This window comes from Pseudomonas sp. PDM32 (assembly GCF_019219225.1).
Classification (GTDB): domain Bacteria; phylum Pseudomonadota; class Gammaproteobacteria; order Pseudomonadales; family Pseudomonadaceae; genus Aquipseudomonas; species Aquipseudomonas laurylsulfatiphila.
The window spans coordinates 135,646-153,779 of record NZ_JAHUWE010000001.1 but is presented as its reverse complement, the minus strand read 5'-3'; the positions used below and the strand labels follow the sequence as shown (position 1 = coordinate 153,779).

Here is an 18,134-nt window from a genome sequence, read left to right as displayed (position 1 = left end):
CGCCGCGAACGCAAAAAATGATGTGCCCTCACTTCCAATGACTACACACCACGCTCACAGTTCTAAAAATTTGAAGACGCGTAATCACCCGGTCTAGAGCATTCGCCTTCAGACTTCGTCCTTGAGTTTGAGCAATGGCTCCTGAAATCGCAGCAATCGACCGGCATTGCCCAGGACCAGCAAGGTGCTGAGGTTATGCAACAACGCTGCAATCATCGCCCCGGCAGCGCCGAGCCAGCCGAACGCGGCGAAGGCCACAATCGCCAAGGTCCAGCCCAGCCCGATGATCACATTGACCTGCAATGTCTGGCGGCACTGGCGACTCAGGCGCACGCAGGTGCCGAGGCGACGCAGGTCACTGCCAATCAGCACAATGTCGGCCGATGCCAGGGCGATGTCTGCACCACCTGCGCCCATGGCTACACCGACCACACCTGCCTTGAGGGCCAGTGAATCATTGATGCCATCGCCGACCACCATCGGCCGGAAGCCACTGTCGATTTCCTTGAGCACGCGGTTGAGTTTGTCTTCGGGCAGGGCTTGCGCTTCGACGTCACTGATCCCGACATCCCGGGCGAGCGTTTGCGCAACGCTATGGCGGTCACCCGTGAGCAACAACTGCCGACCCAGGCCCAGTTCACGTAACTCACCCAGGGCAAACTGCGCCTCGGGTTTTACGCTGTCGGCCAGCAACAGCCAGGCAAGAAACTCCCCGTTGAGCGCCAGCCCGGCAATCGGACCATCGTGATCGGGAACCGCCGTTGTACTGATGCCCAGCTGCGCGAACAACTCCGGCCGGCCGAGCGCCGCTTCGCCCTGCCCGGTCATCGCCACCACGCCCAGGCCCTGGCGCTCATGAATGTCGGTCAGCAGCAGAAAATGTTCCTGGGCCACCAACCCCGCCAGGGCGCGGCTGACCGGATGGCTGCTGGCCGAGCCGAGGCTCGCCGCCAGCGTCAGGACATGGCTGCGATCCTCCAGCGGGCTGTCGATGGATTGCAGGCGCAAGGTGCCGAAGGTCAGCGTCCCGGTCTTGTCGACCACCAGCGAGGTCAGGTCCGCCAACTCTTCAAGGAACGCAGAACTGCGGATCAGAATCCCGTGGCGTGCCGCCACCGCTACTCCGGCAATCGCCGTGGCCGGCGCCGACAACACCAGCGCACAAGGACAGGCCGCCACCAACACCGCGAGCATTGCCTGGGCGTTGTTGGTGATGAACCAGGTCACGGCGGCCAGCAGCAATACCAGCACCATGTAGCTGCCGGCGTAACGCTCCAGCAAGCGGGTAATGGGTGGCTTCGAACGCTCGGCGTTTTGCATCAGGGCAATCACTTTGCCGAGGGTCGACTCATGGCCGGTGCGGGTCACTTCGATTCGCAACAGACCATCAAGGTTGATCGCGCCACCGAACACTGACATGCCGACACCAGCCTCCATCGGTACCGATTCGCCGGTAATGGAGGCGGCGTCCAGACTGGCCTGGCCGGACAACACCCGGCCATCCGCCGGTACCCGGTCCCCGGCGCGTACCTCGACCCGATCGCCCGCTTTGAGCGTGCCGTTGTCGACTTCGATGATGGAGCCGTCCGCCTGCACCTTGCGCGCGTGGCTGCAGGTCAGTTTGCCGAGGGCGTGAATCGCCTCTTGGGAACCGATCACGCTGCGCTCCTCCAGCACGTGACCGAAGATCATGATGATCGGCAACAGGGCCGCCGTCAGCAGATCCCCGGTGGCCCAGGCACCCAGCATGGCCAGGGCAATCAATTGATCGGTGATGCCGTGCAGGCTTGGATAACGCAGGCTGTACCAGGCCGAGCGCATGACCGGTACAGCAACCAGCAACGAAGCAAACCCCAGCAGCAACTGACTGACACCGGTCTGCTCCGGCGCCAGCCAACGCCAGATCAGGCCCAGCGCAAGCAGGCCCAATGCGAGCATGGCCAGGGTCAGCTGGCGTGCGGCGCGGCGCTGTTCAGCCGAAGACAACAGGCTCGGTGCAGCGGTTTGAGCGGTCATTGTGCAGCTCCCTGAATGATCAGGCGGGAGTCGTCTTTGGGATCGACCGTGGTGACCGAGCCGGCCTGGCCGAGAATTTTCGGCATGCGCTCTCGATAAATGCGCAGCAGCATTTGCGGGTCGATACCTTGCTGCCGGGCCTTGGCCAGGCTCAACACGGTGGCCGTATCGGCAGACGCTTTGGCCAGCCGTTCACTCGCCTGGGCATGGGCCACTTGCAGCGCACGGTCGGCTTGCTCGTTGGCGGTTTGCGTCAGCTTCTCGGCTTCGGTGCGTGCATTGGCGACCGCCTTATCGGCTTGCTGGCTGGCGGTCAGTACCGCGTTGAAAGCGTTCACTGCAGGGCTTGGCAAACTCGACTGCACATCGACCCGTGCCACTTCGATGCCCAAGCCTTGCCCTGTTGCAGCAAGTTCGGCCAGCCGTTGATTGATGCCCTGCACCAGATCACCGCGCAAACGCTCACGTCGTTCCGCCGCCTGGCTATCGGCACCGATCAGTTCCGGACGAGCAACCAGAATGGTGTCCAGATCCCGTGCGGCCGTGAGCGCCAGCGCACTGCGGGTCACCAGCCGATCCAGAGCCGGCAATACATGTTCGCCCTGAAGCACAAACGCATAGGGCTCGGTGACCTTGTAGAAAACCCGCACATCGAGTTGCACCACGCCGGCGTCACCCGTTAACAGATAGCCAGAGCCTGCGAGGGCATCGCTGATGGGCGTGGCAAAACTGGCCACGCGATCAGCCTGCGTCGCGGCATCACTGCGCAACAGACTTTCCACTCGACGCTCGATCACTCGATCCGCCGCCGGCAACAAAATCACCTGCTCGAAGGGTTGCGGCCAAGCCAGAAGCAGCCCGGCATTCTGAATGCGATCCAGCGCACCGAAATGCAAAACCACGGCGCGATTTTGTGGATCGATCTGCCGCACATTGGAAAACGCCCAGGCCAAAGCCGCCAACACCGTCACCGCATACAGCGCAATAAACGCCAGTCGCCCGGCCTGAATCCAGGGGCTGCTCAACTCATTTGTTCCACGTGGAACCAAACTCATGGCTGTGATCCGGACTTGATGTCGAGGCTCGGCGGACCGTCAACCAGCACCCGGAACGGTGCGGCGTCGGTGCGCAGAATCAGCTTGGTGCCCGGGGTCACCACAGTGCCCAAGGTGTCGAGCGAACGCAGCAGGTTGTAAAGCTGCGGCGACTGCGCATAGGCGCGACCATAAATCTGCGCCGCTTCGACCCGCGATTGCGCTTCGATATCTGCCGCTTTCACTGTGGCATCGGCCTGCACAATTCGCGCATCACGTTCGGCGGCAGAACGAATTTGTGCGGCTTCACGCTTGCCGATGGCCGTGCTTTCAGTGGCGATGGTTTCACGCTCGGCGCGCATCCGGTCGACAGTCGCGGTGAGCGTTACCGAAGGCAGCGTCAATCGTTCAATACCGACCTGCAACACGCGCACGCCATAAGTGGTGAGCAACTGCTGATCGATTTGCTTGCGCAGTTGCGCTTCGAAATCGGCGATGCGTACCTGGCTGGCATCGGTATTGACCAGGTTCGCCAGATCAAAACTGCTGGCAGTGGTTTCCAGTGCGGAGCCGACAAAGGTCCGAATCTGCCGCGCCGCCTCATCAGGCTGGTTCTGTACCGCCCGCATGAAACGTTGCACATTGTCCGGATCGCCCTGCACCTGCCACGCCACATAGGCCTGGACAATGATGCGCAAACCGTCCCGGGTGCCGACATCCTGCAAACCGCTGGACGTGGTGCGCAGTCGCAGATCCACCGGGATCGCCGCCTCGAACGGTGCCGGCCAGCGCCAGCCCAGCCCCGGCTCCAGCAAAACCCGTGAAGGGTTGCCGAAGCGCGTGATCACTGTGGCCTCCCCCGAACGCACCTGCACCAGGCTCGCAGCGGCGACTGCAAACGCCACCAGCAATGCCGCCCAGCCCATACGGCGCCACGGGAATGGACCGGTCTCTTGCGGATCGCCGTGGTGATGATGGTGATGGCCGTGATGGTGATGCCCGCCATGGCCGTGATCGTGGCCGCTGTGGTCATCGTGATCGTGCGTCTGGGACTGGCTCAATTGGCAGCTCCTGGCTGAACGGTTTTACGCGACGGCGCGGGGTCAACCGGCAGCGTGAAAGTACGGAGGTCGATGGTCGGCGCATTGCTGCTGCCACCCAGACGATGATCGAGCACCAGCAATCTGGCGTTGGCCAAACCCTGGGACAACTGACTGAAATACTGCTCCAGCACGAAGGCCTGGCCAGCGCTGGCATAGGCTTTCTGCTCGGCGTTGAATTTCAGGTCCGCAGCCTGAGCGCCCGCATTGATTTCACGGGCGCTGGCCGTCGCCTGATCACGGGCGATGCTGGCCTGCAACTGCGCCTGGTTGGTGGCTTCGGCGGCGGCACCACGTTCACGGGCAATCAAGGCTTGCGCCCCAATCTGCGCCGCTTGCACGCCGTGATAGGCGTTGGCGGCACCGGCCGGCGGGTGAATCGCCTCGACCACCGTGGCGAGAATTTCCACGCCGCTGTCGAGTTTTTTCAGGTCCGCCTGTACGGCGCGGCCGATTTCTTCCGCCAGCCCTACCCTGTCCTCCCCCAGTAAACCGTCGAGGGTACGCGAGGCAAAATCGTGAACCAGAATTCGGCTGGCCGTGCTGCGAATCAACATCGGCACATCGGCATTGTTATAGGTCGCGGCCAATGCCGCCTCATCGCTCAGACCGATGCGATAGACGAAGCGCACATCCATGTTGACGATCTGAAAGCTCTGCTTGTCGGCTCGACTGCTGGCGATCACCTGGGATTTGTCGTTCACATGGCTGGCGTCCCACAGGCGATTGGCAATTGCCGGGGCCGGGCCTTCGGCAGGGTCAGCCTGGGCAGGGGCGGTGGTTTCGCCAACACTGGTGGCCAACTCGTGAACCACGCCATTCTCGACGCTCAACACCCGGCCCAATGGCCAAGGCAGGCCTAGATGCAAACCTGGGCCAAACACTTCCACCGGCTTGCCGAATCGTTCATAGATGCCGCGCCCTTGCAGCGCAATTTCGTGAATGCCCGTCAGCGACCAGCCAACCAGCGTAACCACCCCCAAAACCGGCAGGAACGCCCGACGCATGTAAGTGAAGGCCCAGATCTGCCGCAGATCTATACCGAAGCGGTTGTGTAATTCGTGCTGCAACGCCAGCAATGGCTGTGGTGGCCAACGCAGCATATCGGCGACAAAGCTGCGCGCCAGTAACTCCGGCTCAAGGCGTTCGCGGCGCGGACTGAACAATGACAACGCCGCACGCAACAATAGTTCTGCCGCCACCAGCCCCGGCAACAGTCCGGACAACACCGCCAGGCGTACGGGCCATATCGACGATTCACCGGCAAACAACAGACAAAACGCAGCGAGTAACAGGCTGATGATCGGCACACGGGTCAATTGCGCCAACGCGGCGGCTTCAGGCCATTGCGCGGTGTTTTCCTGCGCCAGATGGCGCTCCATCACCAACAGGCCGAAGGCCAATAGCAATGAGCATGCCGCCCCGACAGTGGCCGCCAGCCCCAGTACTGCCGGGGGCAACGAAAGGTCCCACGCCTGTTCGACGCCCATTACTGCCAACAATGCCCAACCGCCAAGCCACAGCGTCGGGGCGCCAATTTGCCCGAGCAGCTTGTGCGATTGCCGACTGATCCGGTCCAGCAAACGTTCATACCAACCCAAAGGCTCGGCAGATTCGTCGACAACCACTACCGGCGCCACGGGATTCATGGCGCGGGCACGCCATTGGGCGACCCACCCGGCCGATTGCAAACCCGCCATCAGCACCACAAACGCTGCGCTCAAACTCAGTAACAACGCTGGCCACAACGTTTTCGAGGCGAACAGCCCGGCAAAAAACGCCAGCAACGCACCCACGGTGGCGAGTACGCCCGCCCCCATGGCGAACTGGCGCAAACGCCGCCCTTGAATGAACGCCTGCTGAAAGCGCGGCAAGCCGGCCAGCGCCGCTTCATCAACATCGAGATCGACTTGCATACCACCCCAGAGCGTCTTCGCTTACAGGACAATTCGTTACGATATAACGGAAAAAGTGAAATTTCCGTATTCAAGCGCGCTATCTAAAGATGCCCAACCTGTCGCTAGCCTGAAGCCTTGACCGAAAGGTTGTGGTGAGCACATATTACGTTCGTAATTTTATTCAGGAACTACTTTTACCCATCCCCTTTCGATCCAGGAGTACATCCATGAGCACTTATGACGTCGTGATACTCGGCGGTGGCCCCGGCGGTTACAACGCGGCGATCCGCGCCGGACAACTGGGTCTGAAGGCGGCCTGCGTGGAAGGGCGCGCCACACTCGGCGGCACCTGCCTGAATGTCGGCTGCATGCCATCCAAGGCATTGCTGCATGCCTCCGAACTGTACGACGCGGCCATGGGCGCGGAATTCGCCAACCTGGGGATCGACGTCAAGCCCAGCCTCAACCTCGCACAGATGATGAAGCAAAAGGATGAAAGCGTTACCGGGCTGACCAAGGGCATCGAGTTTCTTTTCCGCAAGAATAAAGTCGACTGGATCAAGGGCTGGGGCCACATCGACGGGCCGGGCAAAGTCACGGTGACCGACAGCGCCGGCGGCAAGACCGAACTGAGTGCCAGGGACATCATCATCGCCACCGGTTCCGAGCCCACTCCCCTGCCCGGCGTGGACATCGATAACAAGCGCATCCTCGACTCCACCGGCGCCCTGGCGCTGACCGAGGTGCCCAGGCATCTGGTGGTGATCGGCGCCGGCGTGATCGGCCTGGAGCTGGGTTCGGTATGGCGGCGCCTGGGGGCGCAGGTGACGGTGGTCGAGTTCCTTGACCGGATATGCCCCGGCGTGGACATCGAAGCAGGCAAAACCCTGCAACGCTCCCTGAGCAAGCAAGGCTTGAGCTTCAAGTTGAGTTCGAAAGTGACCAGCGCCACCTCCTCCGCCACCGGTGTACAGCTCAGCATCGAGCCTGCCGCAGGCGGCACTGCCGAGTTGCTGGAAGCGGATTATGTATTGGTGGCCATCGGGCGCCGACCTTATACACAGGGCCTGGGCCTTGAGAACGTCGGCCTCGCCACGGACAAGCGCGGCATGCTCGCCAACAAGGGGCATCGCACCGAAGCCACCGGGGTCTGGGTGATTGGTGACGTGACCTCCGGCCCCATGCTCGCGCACAAGGCCGAGGACGAAGCCATGGCCTGCGTCGAACAGATGGTCGGCAAGGCTGGCGAGGTCAACTACAACCTGATTCCCAGCGTGGTCTATACCAGGCCGGAGCTGGCCAGCGTCGGCAAGACCGAGGAGCAGCTCAAGGCCGAAGGCCGGGCGTATAAGGTGGGCAAATTTCCGTTCACCGCCAACAGCCGGGCGAAGATCAACCATGAAACCGAAGGCTTCGCCAAAGTGCTGGCCGATGAGCGCACGGACGAAATCCTCGGCGTGCATCTGGTCGGCCCGAGCGTCAGTGAAATGATCGGCGAGTATTGCGTGGCCATGGAATTCAGCGCCTCGGCCGAAGACATCGCCTTGACCTGCCACCCACACCCGACCCGCTCCGAGGCGTTGCGCCAGGCGGCGATGAATGTGGAGGGGATGGCGACGCAGATGTAAGACTTGAAGCGTTGCAGTGACTGATCTATCACCTTCGCGAGCAAGCCCGCTCCCACAGTGGTTTTGTGTGCGCCACAAATCAAATGTGGGAGCGGGCTTGCTCGCGAAGGCAGACGACTCGGTCTAAAGCGGCAAATGCTCCAGCGGCAACGCCCCCGGCGCCTTCACCGTGTGAATCGCAAAGTTGCTGCGGATGTCGCTCACCCCCGGCAGCTTCAGCAAACGCCCGGTGAGAAACCGATCATAGGCACGCAAGTCCGGCACCACCACCTGCAGCAGAAAATCCGACTCCCCCGATACCAGGAACGCCGAAATCACCTCGGGCAATGCCGTCACCGCCAGGCGAAAGGCTTCGGCCTGTTCGTCGTTATGGCGCTCGACCTTGACCCCGACAAACACCGTCAGCCCCAACCCCACTTCGTCGCGATCCAGATTGGCCTGATAGCCGCGAATCACCCCCGCCTCTTCAAGCATCCGCACCCGGCGCAAACAAGGCGATGCCGACAGGCCGATCTCGTCTGCCAGTTGCACATTGCTCAGGCGGCCGTCCCGTTGCAGTGCGGCGAGAATCTTGCGGTCGTAGGCGTCGAGTTTCATGGCTTGGCAGATCCTGATGGTTCATGCGAAAGAAAGTGGCAGATTATGCCAATACAGCCCCCGATAGAAGCTGACAACGCAAGCACCTGCCCTACCCTCCGGCCCTAGACTGGCACTACCGAATCGACAACGAATGGGGTGCAACGTGGACGGACTCTGGATGTTTTTCATGGCGCTGGCGGTGGTCTATCTGCTCCCAGGGCCTGACATGATCCTGCTGTTGCAGACGGGTGCCCGCCAGGGCAAAGGCGCCGCGCTGGCCACCGCCATGGGTCTGGGCATCGCCCGGGGTTGTCATGTGGCATTGGCGGCGCTGGGGCTGGCGGCGTTGTTCAAGGCGGCGCCCTGGACCTTCGATGTGGTGCGCCTGGCAGGCGCCGCGTACCTGCTGTGGATCGGTATTCAGTGCCTGCGAACCACGATGCTGCCGAACCTGGGAAGCGCCGACACAACCGGCGAAAAACCGCGCTGGGGCACAGCCATCCGACGCGGCTTGCTGACCAACCTGCTCAACCCCAAGGCACTGTTGTTCTGCTCGGTGCTGCTACCGCAATTCATCAACCCACAGGCCGGGCCGGTGCTCGGACAATTTGCCACCCTTGGCGTGGTGCTGGTCGGTGTCGGTCTGTTGTTCGACAGCACCTACGCCCTGATCGGCGCGGCACTCGGCCGTTGGCTGCAACGCAGCCCTTCAGCCCAGCGCCTGCAACAATGGTTGTTCGGCAGCCTGTTGATCGGTTTCGCCGTGCGGCTGACCTTTGTGCAACAGGCTTGAACCTCACGGCGCCTGGCGGCGACGACGCTTGAACAGCAACAACGCGGCTGCCGCGAACGCCAGTACGCTACCAACCTGCAACGGCGTCTTGTAGGGGCGCAAGGCCGAACGCGCCGCGTCGGTGACTTGAGTCACGTAGCGCTTGTCGGCGTTCTCGAAGTCGGGGTACGGGCATTGGTGGCCGAAGTCGGCGGCCCACTCCACGTAAGGCCCTTCTTTGACGTAACGCTGATAAATCGCACTTTGCTCCTCGAGGCTGCTGTTCCACCCCGAGGCCTCGCACAGCACCGCCGCAAACGCCTGACTGGTGTGAGGCAAGTTATCCGCTGCCCTGCTCGCCAGCGCCGTGGCTACGAAGCGATAGTGATAACGCTGATCGGGCTGGGCGGCGCTGGCCTGCTGACGCTTCACTTCGTCCTCGGCCATTAATGGACCGACCTTGAGTTCGGCGTTTTCGAGGATGTAATTGCCGCCGAACGTGGCGTAATCCGGCGCCATTTCGTAGCCCAGGATATCCATGCCCCACTCACGCGCCGTCCAGGCGGCATTGAACAGTGCAGCGGCGCGACGGGTCGGCCACCAGGCTGAATCTGCCGCCTGGCGTTGCTCGCCATACAACCTGGCCTTGTGCCGCAAGCCGTCATTATCGAAGTACGCCAGCGCTTGCTCGTAGTGGCCTTCACGCAACAAACGCCGCCCCAGCAAATTGCGCAGGCTCGCCGCTACGGGCAAGGGCACGTAGTTGTCGCGTTCCTGCTGGCTGAGCGGTGGCGGGGCCGGCACTTGCGTATCGACGTAGTGCTTGAGTTCTTCGAGGGTCAACACGCGTTCGGCAACGGTAGCAGCGTCGAACCAGTAAATGCTTTGGCTGCGATACAGCTGATCGAAGGCTTGCAGGTAATCCCCGCGTTGCAGGGCCAGAATCGCACTTTCACCCTCGACCCGGCATTTGGGCTGGAGCGTTTCGTAATCGTAGTCCGGGGTCCGTCGCTCGCCCCAGGATTCATTCTGCGGAAAGGCCTGAGCCGCTTTGGCATAGGCTGCGGCGGCTGCGTTTTTATCGCCGTCGCGCACCGCCAGTTTTGCCCGCAGCCACCAGGCCAACCCGCCATCGCCGGCATGCTCGAGGAACGCCTTGGCGCTGGCGTAATCGCCCTGTTGATAATTCATCGCCGCCAGACGGTCGGCGTTTTCGAGACTGCCGCGCGTGCTGTTTTGCAACAGCTTGATCATTTTCTGTTCGTTCGGTGGTTGCTCGCCAAACGACCAGCCCAAGCGGCTGATCAAGGACGCAGTCACCAACTGCTGCACGGGCTGGCCCTTGAGCAACTCGGCCACTTGATCCTCCGGCAGCGTCATCAGGTCCGCCATCAACAGCTTCAACGAGGAATAGCCCACCGCGGAGCCGTGCAGGTTCTGCGTGGCATACAGCTCGATGGCTCGGTTCCAGTCGCCGGCAGTGCGCACCACCCGGGCTTCTTCGCCGAGACTGGCGACACCCAGTTCCAGCGGATCGCTGAAGCCGTCGATGCTCAGTTGCCGGGTTTGCTCAAAGGCCTTTGCCGATTGTTCGAGCAGATCCGGCGCCGCATCGGCTTCGGCACTCATGGCGAACAACGCGCGCCCCAGCGAGTAAGCCGCCCAGGTGCTGCGCGAAGCCCGTTGCTCGGCGGGCAAGGCCAGCACTTTCTTGAAATACCCGGCGGCCAGGGCATTATCACCCGCGCCAAATGCCACAGCGCCGGCCAGGTACCACCTGAGCTCGGGCGGCAGTTGCGCGCCTTCGGTTTCAACCTGATGGGCATTCGTCAGGCCGCGCAGGTGTTTCACCAGCACTTGTTGCTCAGCGGAAAGTCCCGCCTGCTCGGCCTGTTCCCGCAGCGCTACCGCGTCGGGTTGATCGCCGTAGTCTGCACCAGCAGTGACGTTCTTCAAGCCGCTGATGGCGTGGCCGAGACGGCTGATTTCAAAGCTGAAATTGCCTTCGGGCAGTTCCGCCAGCGACTGGCCACGGTTATCCAGCAGGCGCATGGGGAAGTCCGGGCCGCAGGCCAGCGCCGAGCCCAGCGGCAGGCTGAGGCTCAGGCAAAGCAAATGACGCGGCCAGTTACGGGTGAACATTCGAACCTCCTTGATCAATGTGTGCGCAGCGAGCCCAACCGATGGCACGCTGTCCGCCGGCCGGAATTCGGCCATCGCGCAGGCGGGTGAAGGTAAGCAGATCCGGTCGCTGTTGCAACGCGTAACCGGCCAAGGCATCGGCCCCGTCACAGCCGCTGACGGCGAGCGTCAGGCGTTCGGGCCAGGCGCTGTCGAGGTTGCCCTGGTTGCTGATGCCGATGTCATAGAGGCCATTGTCGGCCGAGAGTTGCAGCGTCAACTGACTGTCGAGGACTTCAGCACGCGCCACGGCGCGCAAGGTGGTCAGGCTCCAGGCCCGGCGGTCGTTGGCCAATGGCAGGCGAAACCAGATCAGGCCCGCCAGATGCTCGGGTGGATCGGCACGCAGTTCGGTGCCGAGGGTGCGCAGTGACTGCGGATCGGCGAGTAATTCCCGGCGCAGGCCTTCGCGCTCCAGCGTCACTTCGCTTTCCACAACCGGTGCGCCGTCCGTCGACGGCAGCAATGCCACGCCATAAGCCGGCAGCGCCAGATAGAACGGTTTTGTCGTGACGCGGCTCCAGGCCTTCGCCCATTGCCGGGCCTGATCGGCATCAAACAAGCCACGACGCGGATCGCTCACCGCGTGCACCTGCAACACGCTGCTGTCGACTGTGGATAACAACGCCGGCAGTTCGCGACTGTCGAGCCAGGACGGCAGCGCCGTGATGCTCAGCGGCAGCGAAGTCGGCAATGCTTCACGCAGATGCGCGAGAAATTCGCGGTACGAAGGTAGCCGGGCATTACCGGCATCGTGGTCGATTTCCACGCCGGCGAGGTTCAACCCTTGCCCCTGCCAATCGCTGATCACCTGGCGGATCTGCGCGGTAATTTCTTGCTGATCGAGTGCCTTGAGCTGCCCATCCAGGCGCACCACCGCAATCACCGGCCGACCATCGCGCCTGAGCAATACCGGGTCAATGCGGGCACGGCTCCAGCCGGCATTGGGGAAGGCCTGCAAGGCCAGCACACGCAACGTTGAAAAGTCGGCACGGCTGTCCCTGAGGGCGGCGTCGTGGGCCGGCGTCCATTGCCGCTGCCAGACGTAGAGTTGCTGATCCAGTGGCGGTGCGTCGTGCCTTTCGCATCCGGCGGTCAGCACCAGCGCCAGCAGCAAGGCGATCGAGCGAGTGAGAAAAACCATTGAAACGCCTGTTCCTGAAATGCAGAAAGGGCCTCTGCGGCTAATGCCGATCAGTTAAGGGATTGACCAGCGCTGATTGACCTGTGGCGAGGGAGCTTGCTCCCGCTGGGCAGCGAAGCGGCCCTAACAAATGGGCCTGCTACGCAGTCCAGCGGGAGCAAGCTTCCTCGCCACAGGTTCAGGGTCTCGGCTTAACTGATCGGCATTAACCTCTGGGGCCCCTTTTCGTTCTGCCACTACCCTACCCAGCCATCGACCAGCGGGCAATGTTCAGCGGTAATCTTCCTTCAGATATCGAGCACCAACGGCTGCGCCCCCTGCGCCGGAATCGCACAGCAAATCAGCACCTGTCCGTCATCCGGCACCTCCGCCGGTGGCAGCAGGTAATGCACCTGACCGCTGACCAGGCGCGTCTTGCAGGTGCCGCAGGAGCCGCCGCGACAGCTGAATTCCGGGCGCAGGCCACGGCTTTCCGCCAACTCCAGCAAACTGCCGCCCTCCGGCTGCCAGCGCGCTTCCTTGGCCGAGCGCTGGAACACCACGGGTACCGACGTGGTGGCGGCAGGTGGTTGCTCAATGACCACGGCATCGGGGTCCGGGCGCCGGCGCAAGGTGGACGGGCCGAAGGTTTCGGCGTGAATCCGCGAGTCGCGAATGTCCAGCTCGCGCAAGCCGTCGTACAGCGCCTGGGTAAAACTTCCGGGGCCACAGACGACAAAGTCCGGCTGATCGTAGTCCTCGACGGTCAGCAGCTCCTTGAGCAGCGCGACGTCGATCCGTCCACTGAGGTCGAAGTCCACGCCTTGCACCGCCTCGGCTTCCGGTTGGCTCAGCACACGCACCACCCGCACCGCGTCACCGGAGTCTTCGAGCAAGCGATCCAGTTCACGGCGAAACGGCTGGTCGGCCAGCGTGCGCGAACCCTGGATAAACCACGTCGGGCGGATACGGCGGGTACGCAATCCCTGGTAAACCACCTCGCGCAACATCGACAACAGCGGCGTGATGCCCACCCCGGCCGCCAGCAACACCAATGGCCGACGCTCATGGGGCGCGACGGTGAAATGCCCTTGCGGCGCCCGCGCCTCCAACAGGTCGCCGACCCGAATCCGCTCATGCAAATGGGTAGAGACCCGCCCATCGCGCTTCACGCTGATGCGGAAAAAATCATCGGACGGAGCGCTCGATAAACTGTAGGTGCGGATGTGCACTTCACCGTCAATGTTGAAGCGCAAGGGCAAATGCTGCCCGGCCTGGAAAAGCGGTAATCCGGCTCCGTCGGCGGGCTCCAGGTAAATCGAGCGAATGCTGTGGCTTTGCGCTTCAATGCGCGTCACCCGCAACGGCCGCCATTGATCCCCCAGGGCTTTGGCCTGCAAACGCGCCGCGGCCTGCTCCCAGGTGCCGGTGAGCAAACTGGTGGGTGATACGCCGTCGAAGCGCCAGCGCAATGCCAGGGCGACGGGGCGACGTACGACGTGTTCGACATCGATTGTCCACAGGCGCTCGGCTCCCTGGAACGCTTCGACCTGCGGGCCATCGAGAATGATTTCGGTGCGCCCGCTGAGCTGCAGCAAGTCACCGGTATTGAAATCGATGAACAACAACCCGGCCCGGGGATTGAGCAGCAGGTTGCCCAAGGTGTTGAAATGCAGGTTGCCGGCGAAGTCCGGAATGGTCAGGCGATTGCCTTCCACGTGTACGAAACCGGTCTGACCGCCACGGTGCGATACATCCACCGAGCGCTCGCCGTCGACCTCCACATAACTGGCAACGAAGAACGTGTCCGCCTCGGCGATCATCGCCTTGGCCGCGTCATCCAATCCGTTGAAGTGTTGCGCGACGCGCGTCGCAGGGTCGGCCAGCGGCACCGAACGAAACTGGCGCAACTGAATGTACTGCGGGCAATTGCCGAAGGACTGATCCACCGTCACCGCGAAACCGCCGGTCGTCATGGCACGCACATGTCCATTGATGCGGTTGCGCCGGCGGGTATGCAACTCGATACCCAACAGGCCGATGGCCGTGCCGTCACTCAACTGCGCGGGATCATCAAAGGCAGGCAGGCTGCTGAACTGCAACAAGCCAGGTGCTGGCGAGTGGGCGAATCCGGGCTGGCCTTCAAGGATGCTGGCCCAGGGATGACCGTCGGCATCTACCGCGCCGTACAGCATGAACGGCAACTGCTGATAGAAGGTACGGTGCTGGTCCGGCATCTCGCTGCGAATCACCTTACGACCGAAAATCTCCATTCGTTCGGCAACGCCTACATGCACCTGCAATTGCTTCTCGCCGGCATGCCAGGGTGAACGGTCCATACGGCTTCTCCCTTGCGCCACTGGCGCAGGTCGGGGCGGCCCGGCAACACCGGGCCGCGAGCATCAGGCAGTTTTTTGCAGGCCGGCGACGGTGCGCGGCATGCCGACAAAACCTGGCAAGGCTTCGATACGGGCCAGCCACGCGCGAATATTGGGGTACTCGTCCAGCGACACATTGCCCTCCGGCGCATGGGCGATGTAGCTGTAGGCGGCGACGTCGGCAATCGTCGGTTCAGTGCCGACCAGATACGCTGTATCGGCCAGTTCGTGATCGATCACCTTGAGCACGGTATGGGCGTAGGCAATCACTTCTTCAGCGTTGTAAGGCGCACCAAATACAGTGATCAATCGGGCCCGGGCCGGACCGAAGGCAATCGGGCCGGCGGCTACCGACAACCAGCGCTGGACGTTGGCCGCCCCCACAGGATCCGCCGGCAGCCAACGGCCGTTGCCGTACTTTTGCGCCAGATACACCAGAATCGCGTTGGAGTCGGCCAATACCACACCCTCGTCATCAATCACCGGCACCTGACCGAATGCATTGAGCGCCAGGAACGCCGGTTGCTTGTGTTCGCCTTTGGCGAGGTCAACGAAGATCAGTTCGGTCGGCAATTTCAGCAGGGACAACATCAACTCGACACGATGCGCGTGGCCGGAACGTGGGAAGTTGTAGAGTTTGATCGCTTGCATGGTCGACACCTCGGGTCAGTGGTGCTGCTCAGGAAGACCAGCGCCGGTGGGTCGTATCTTCCACTCACGAGCAAAACAACAGAATCACCAGCATACGCAATCCATTATTTCACTGAGTGAAATAATTCAACCCTCGAGCGCCGGATGCTCACGCAGGGTCTTGACCGCGAAATCCACAAAACTGCGCACCCGGGCCGGGGCTTTGCGCCCGCCCTGATAGAGCACGTGGATGGGCAATGGCGGCAGTTCGAAGTCAGCCAGAACAATCTCCAGCTCACCGGCGGCCACCTTGCTCGCCACTTGATAAGACAGCACCCGCGTGAACCCCAACCCCAGACTGGCTGCCGTGATGGCCGCCTGATTCGCTGTCACCACCAGTCGCGGTTCAGCCCGCACACTCAGGGGTTCGCTGTCTTCAATGAATGGCCAACTCCTGAGCTGGCCAATGGCCGATGTCGCAATGATCGGCGCCTGAGCCAGTTCCTGTGGGTGCCTGGGCCGACCATGGCTGGCCAGAAACCGAGGCGAGGCGCAGATCACCCGCCGAACCTCACCCACGCGGATTGCATGCTGATTGCTGTCAGGCAGCTCGCCGATACGGATGGCCACATCGACGCCCTCCTCGACCACGCTCACCACCCGGTCCACCAGCAGCGCGTTGATACAGACCTCGGGATATTGCGTCAGGTAGCTCACCATCAGCGGCGTGACAAACAGCTCGCCAAACAAGACCGGTGCGGTGATGGTCAGTTGCCCACGAGGATGGATATGGCTGCCTGCTGCCGAGTCCTCGGCTTCCTGCACCTCGGCGAGAATTCTCCGACAGTCCTCCAGATATCGCTGACCGGCCTCACTCAAATACACGCTGCGCGTCGTACGCGTGAGCAATTGCGTGCCAATCCGTTGCTCCAGCGCCGCCACCGCTCGGGTGACACTGGCCGCCGACAGACCCAAACGCCGCGCCGCCGCCGAAAAACCCTGTTCCTGGGCGACGGCAGCGAAGACCTGCATTTCCTGGAAGCGGTCCATGGGCATGTCCTCATTTCAAATAAATAAATCGCAACCGAAGACCGGGATGTTAAACGCGAGCGCCCAACAACATAGTTGGGCACCCGACCATCAACTAAATCAACGGGCTACTGCACTCTAGCGCCTCCACCGTAAAAACGAAGCGTGGCACACACCTCAAAGAGTGGAGCGGGGATTTTTGATAATTAATGAGGGTTATTTTCTTGCGACGGATGCGACTGTCCGCAATGATCCGGCCCCGCCCGCTGAAGCGGCTAATGCCGGACCGGGAAAAAGCGCCTTTGGCTCCACTCCCTACTCGCTTCCGGCATGGGTTCATCAGCGGACACTATCCACAGCGGCAGAATTGCAGCCTGCGTAATCAGGCGGAATATTCGACTGCTCCTATACTACAAACCACCCTGTTACCTATTGAGTTTTAGTAGGTACCTCGTTGACTTTTCCCTACATGAAAGAAGGCGTTAGTTGTTGACGCTGGAACGACGGTCCATCGATCCCGCTTTCAAGATTCACCGGTAGGGAAGAGTGAACTTCAACTGGCTGGCTAACCTGGTGACACCGCAAGGAGTTCGAAAATGTTGCGCACTAACATTTCCGCAAGAGCACTGTCCGGGGGTTTGCTCGATGTACTGATACGCGCCGGGCTGATTACGGTGCTGGTACTGTTCTGCTTCCAGATCTTCCACCCCTTCCTCAACCTCATGCTCTGGGCACTGATTCTGGCGATCACCTTGTATCCCTTGCATGCGCTGATCAAGCGCAAGGTGGTCAACAAGGACGGTCGTGCCGCCACCCTGATCGTAGTGGTCGCCCTGGCCTTGCTGATGGTGCCGATCTATCTGCTGGGCACCTCGATCAGTGAATCGATCCAGGGCACCCTGGCGATCCTCAAGTCCGATACGTTGCATATTCCGCTACCCAGCGAAAAAATCGCGTCCCTGCCACTTGTTGGCCAGCCGCTCTACGACTACTGGATGCAGGCCGCCACCAACATGAGCAGCGTGCTCATGAAGCTGATGCCCTATATCAAGTCCATCGGACTGACCTTGCTGGGCAAAATGGCCGACGTTGGTGTGGGTTTTCTGTTGTTCATCGGCGCCCTGATCATTGCCGGCGTGTTCATGGCCTATGGCGAAAACGGCGAAAGAAGCGCCCTGGCCATCACCTCGCGCCTTTCCGGACCGGAGCGCGGCCCACGCATCACCGAGCTCTGCACCGCAACCATCCGCGCGGTGGCCCAAGGCGTGGTAGGCATCGCATTCATTCAGATGTTGTTGGTCGGCGTGGGTTTCGTGCTCATGGGCGTTCCCGGTGCCGGGCTGCTGGCGATGGTTGCGCTGCTGATGGGGATCATGCAATTGCCGGTGCTGCTGGTGACCCTTCCGGTGATCGCTTATGTCTTCGCCACCGAAGGGACGAGCCTGGCCACTGTTGTGTTTGGCATCTATAGCCTTATCGCCGGGATGGCCGACAACGTCCTCAAACCGTTGATGCTTGGCCGCGGCGTCGATGTCCCCATGCCGGTGATTCTGATTGGCGCCCTGGGCGGCATGGTCAGTGGCGGTTTCATTGGTTTGTTCATCGGCCCGGTAGCGCTGGCGGTGGGCTACCAGCTGTTCTGGCAATGGGTCCAGGACCAACCGTCTGCCGAGCTACTGAACGAAACACCAGAGATCGAGGCGTTGAACGAGACACCGCACATCGAGGCCATGAACGATCAGCGTCCCCTCTGAGGAGTTTGCGCT

13 protein-coding genes are annotated in these 18,134 nt (G+C 61.8%); 3 read left to right on the top strand and 10 right to left on the bottom strand.

Annotated features, from left to right (window positions below; translation table 11 throughout):
- Window positions 1-108: 108 nt before the first annotated feature.
- From KW846_RS00730 to hflK (KW846_RS00715), 4 genes are read right to left on the bottom strand one after another with little or no spacing between them, the layout of a single operon-like run.
- Window positions 109-2,016 (bottom strand): cation-translocating P-type ATPase, encoded by a 1,908-nt coding sequence (locus KW846_RS00730; RefSeq protein WP_218480964.1) that lies wholly within the window; start codon window positions 2,014-2,016, stop codon window positions 109-111.
- On the bottom strand, window positions 2,013-3,071 hold the full coding sequence (hflK, locus tag KW846_RS00725; RefSeq protein ID WP_218480963.1) for a protease modulator HflK: 1,059 nt from the start codon (window positions 3,069-3,071) through the stop codon (window positions 2,013-2,015). Before hflK (KW846_RS00725) ends, KW846_RS00730 begins: the two co-directional genes overlap by 4 nt.
- The gene (hflC, locus tag KW846_RS00720) at window positions 3,068-4,111 is read right to left on the bottom strand and encodes a protease modulator HflC (protein WP_218480962.1); all 1,044 of its coding nucleotides are present in this window, start codon (window positions 4,109-4,111) and stop codon (window positions 3,068-3,070) included. The genes hflK (KW846_RS00725) and hflC overlap by 4 nt, the downstream gene beginning before the upstream one ends.
- Window positions 4,108-6,066, bottom strand: coding sequence for a protease modulator HflK (gene hflK, locus KW846_RS00715; protein WP_218480961.1), 1,959 nt, complete (start codon window positions 6,064-6,066; stop codon window positions 4,108-4,110). The genes hflC and hflK (KW846_RS00715) overlap by 4 nt, the downstream gene beginning before the upstream one ends.
- Window positions 6,067-6,275: 209 nt before the next feature.
- Here hflK (KW846_RS00715) and lpdA point away from each other — a divergent pair, with 209 nt between their 5' ends.
- Window positions 6,276-7,676, top strand: a complete 1,401-nt coding sequence (gene lpdA, locus KW846_RS00710) for a dihydrolipoyl dehydrogenase (RefSeq protein ID WP_218480960.1) — start codon at window positions 6,276-6,278, stop codon at window positions 7,674-7,676.
- A 123-nt stretch (window positions 7,677-7,799) separates the two neighbouring features.
- On the opposite strand, the gene KW846_RS00705 is transcribed toward lpdA, so the two are convergent.
- Complete coding sequence (locus tag KW846_RS00705; RefSeq protein WP_007969928.1) at window positions 7,800-8,273, bottom strand: Lrp/AsnC family transcriptional regulator; 474 nt, start codon at window positions 8,271-8,273, stop codon at window positions 7,800-7,802.
- A gap of 145 nt (window positions 8,274-8,418) precedes the next feature.
- On the opposite strand from KW846_RS00705, the gene KW846_RS00700 reads away from it, so the two are divergent.
- Window positions 8,419-9,048, top strand: coding sequence for a LysE family translocator (locus KW846_RS00700; RefSeq protein ID WP_218480959.1), 630 nt, complete (start codon window positions 8,419-8,421; stop codon window positions 9,046-9,048).
- Between the two features lie 3 nt (window positions 9,049-9,051).
- Here the strand turns inward: KW846_RS00700 and KW846_RS00695 are convergent, their stop codons facing one another.
- From KW846_RS00695 to KW846_RS00675, 5 genes are all read right to left on the bottom strand, one after another.
- Complete coding sequence (locus KW846_RS00695; protein ID WP_218480958.1) at window positions 9,052-11,169, bottom strand: hypothetical protein; 2,118 nt, start codon at window positions 11,167-11,169, stop codon at window positions 9,052-9,054.
- On the bottom strand, window positions 11,156-12,352 hold the full coding sequence (locus KW846_RS00690) for a DUF3142 domain-containing protein (protein ID WP_218480957.1): 1,197 nt from the start codon (window positions 12,350-12,352) through the stop codon (window positions 11,156-11,158). Before KW846_RS00690 ends, KW846_RS00695 begins: the two co-directional genes overlap by 14 nt.
- Window positions 12,353-12,639: 287 nt before the next feature.
- Complete coding sequence (locus tag KW846_RS00685; RefSeq protein WP_218480956.1) at window positions 12,640-14,670, bottom strand: pyridoxamine 5'-phosphate oxidase family protein; 2,031 nt, start codon at window positions 14,668-14,670, stop codon at window positions 12,640-12,642.
- A gap of 63 nt (window positions 14,671-14,733) precedes the next feature.
- Window positions 14,734-15,360: a glutathione S-transferase family protein gene (locus KW846_RS00680; protein WP_126048396.1), complete on the bottom strand. Its 627-nt coding sequence runs from the start codon at window positions 15,358-15,360 to the stop codon at window positions 14,734-14,736.
- A 126-nt stretch (window positions 15,361-15,486) separates the two neighbouring features.
- Window positions 15,487-16,389, bottom strand: a complete 903-nt coding sequence (locus KW846_RS00675; protein ID WP_218480955.1) for a LysR family transcriptional regulator — start codon at window positions 16,387-16,389, stop codon at window positions 15,487-15,489.
- 575 nt (window positions 16,390-16,964) lie between these two features.
- On the opposite strand from KW846_RS00675, the gene KW846_RS00670 reads away from it, so the two are divergent.
- Window positions 16,965-18,122 (top strand): AI-2E family transporter, encoded by a 1,158-nt coding sequence (locus KW846_RS00670; RefSeq protein WP_218480954.1) that lies wholly within the window; start codon window positions 16,965-16,967, stop codon window positions 18,120-18,122.
- Window positions 18,123-18,134 lie beyond the last annotated feature (12 nt).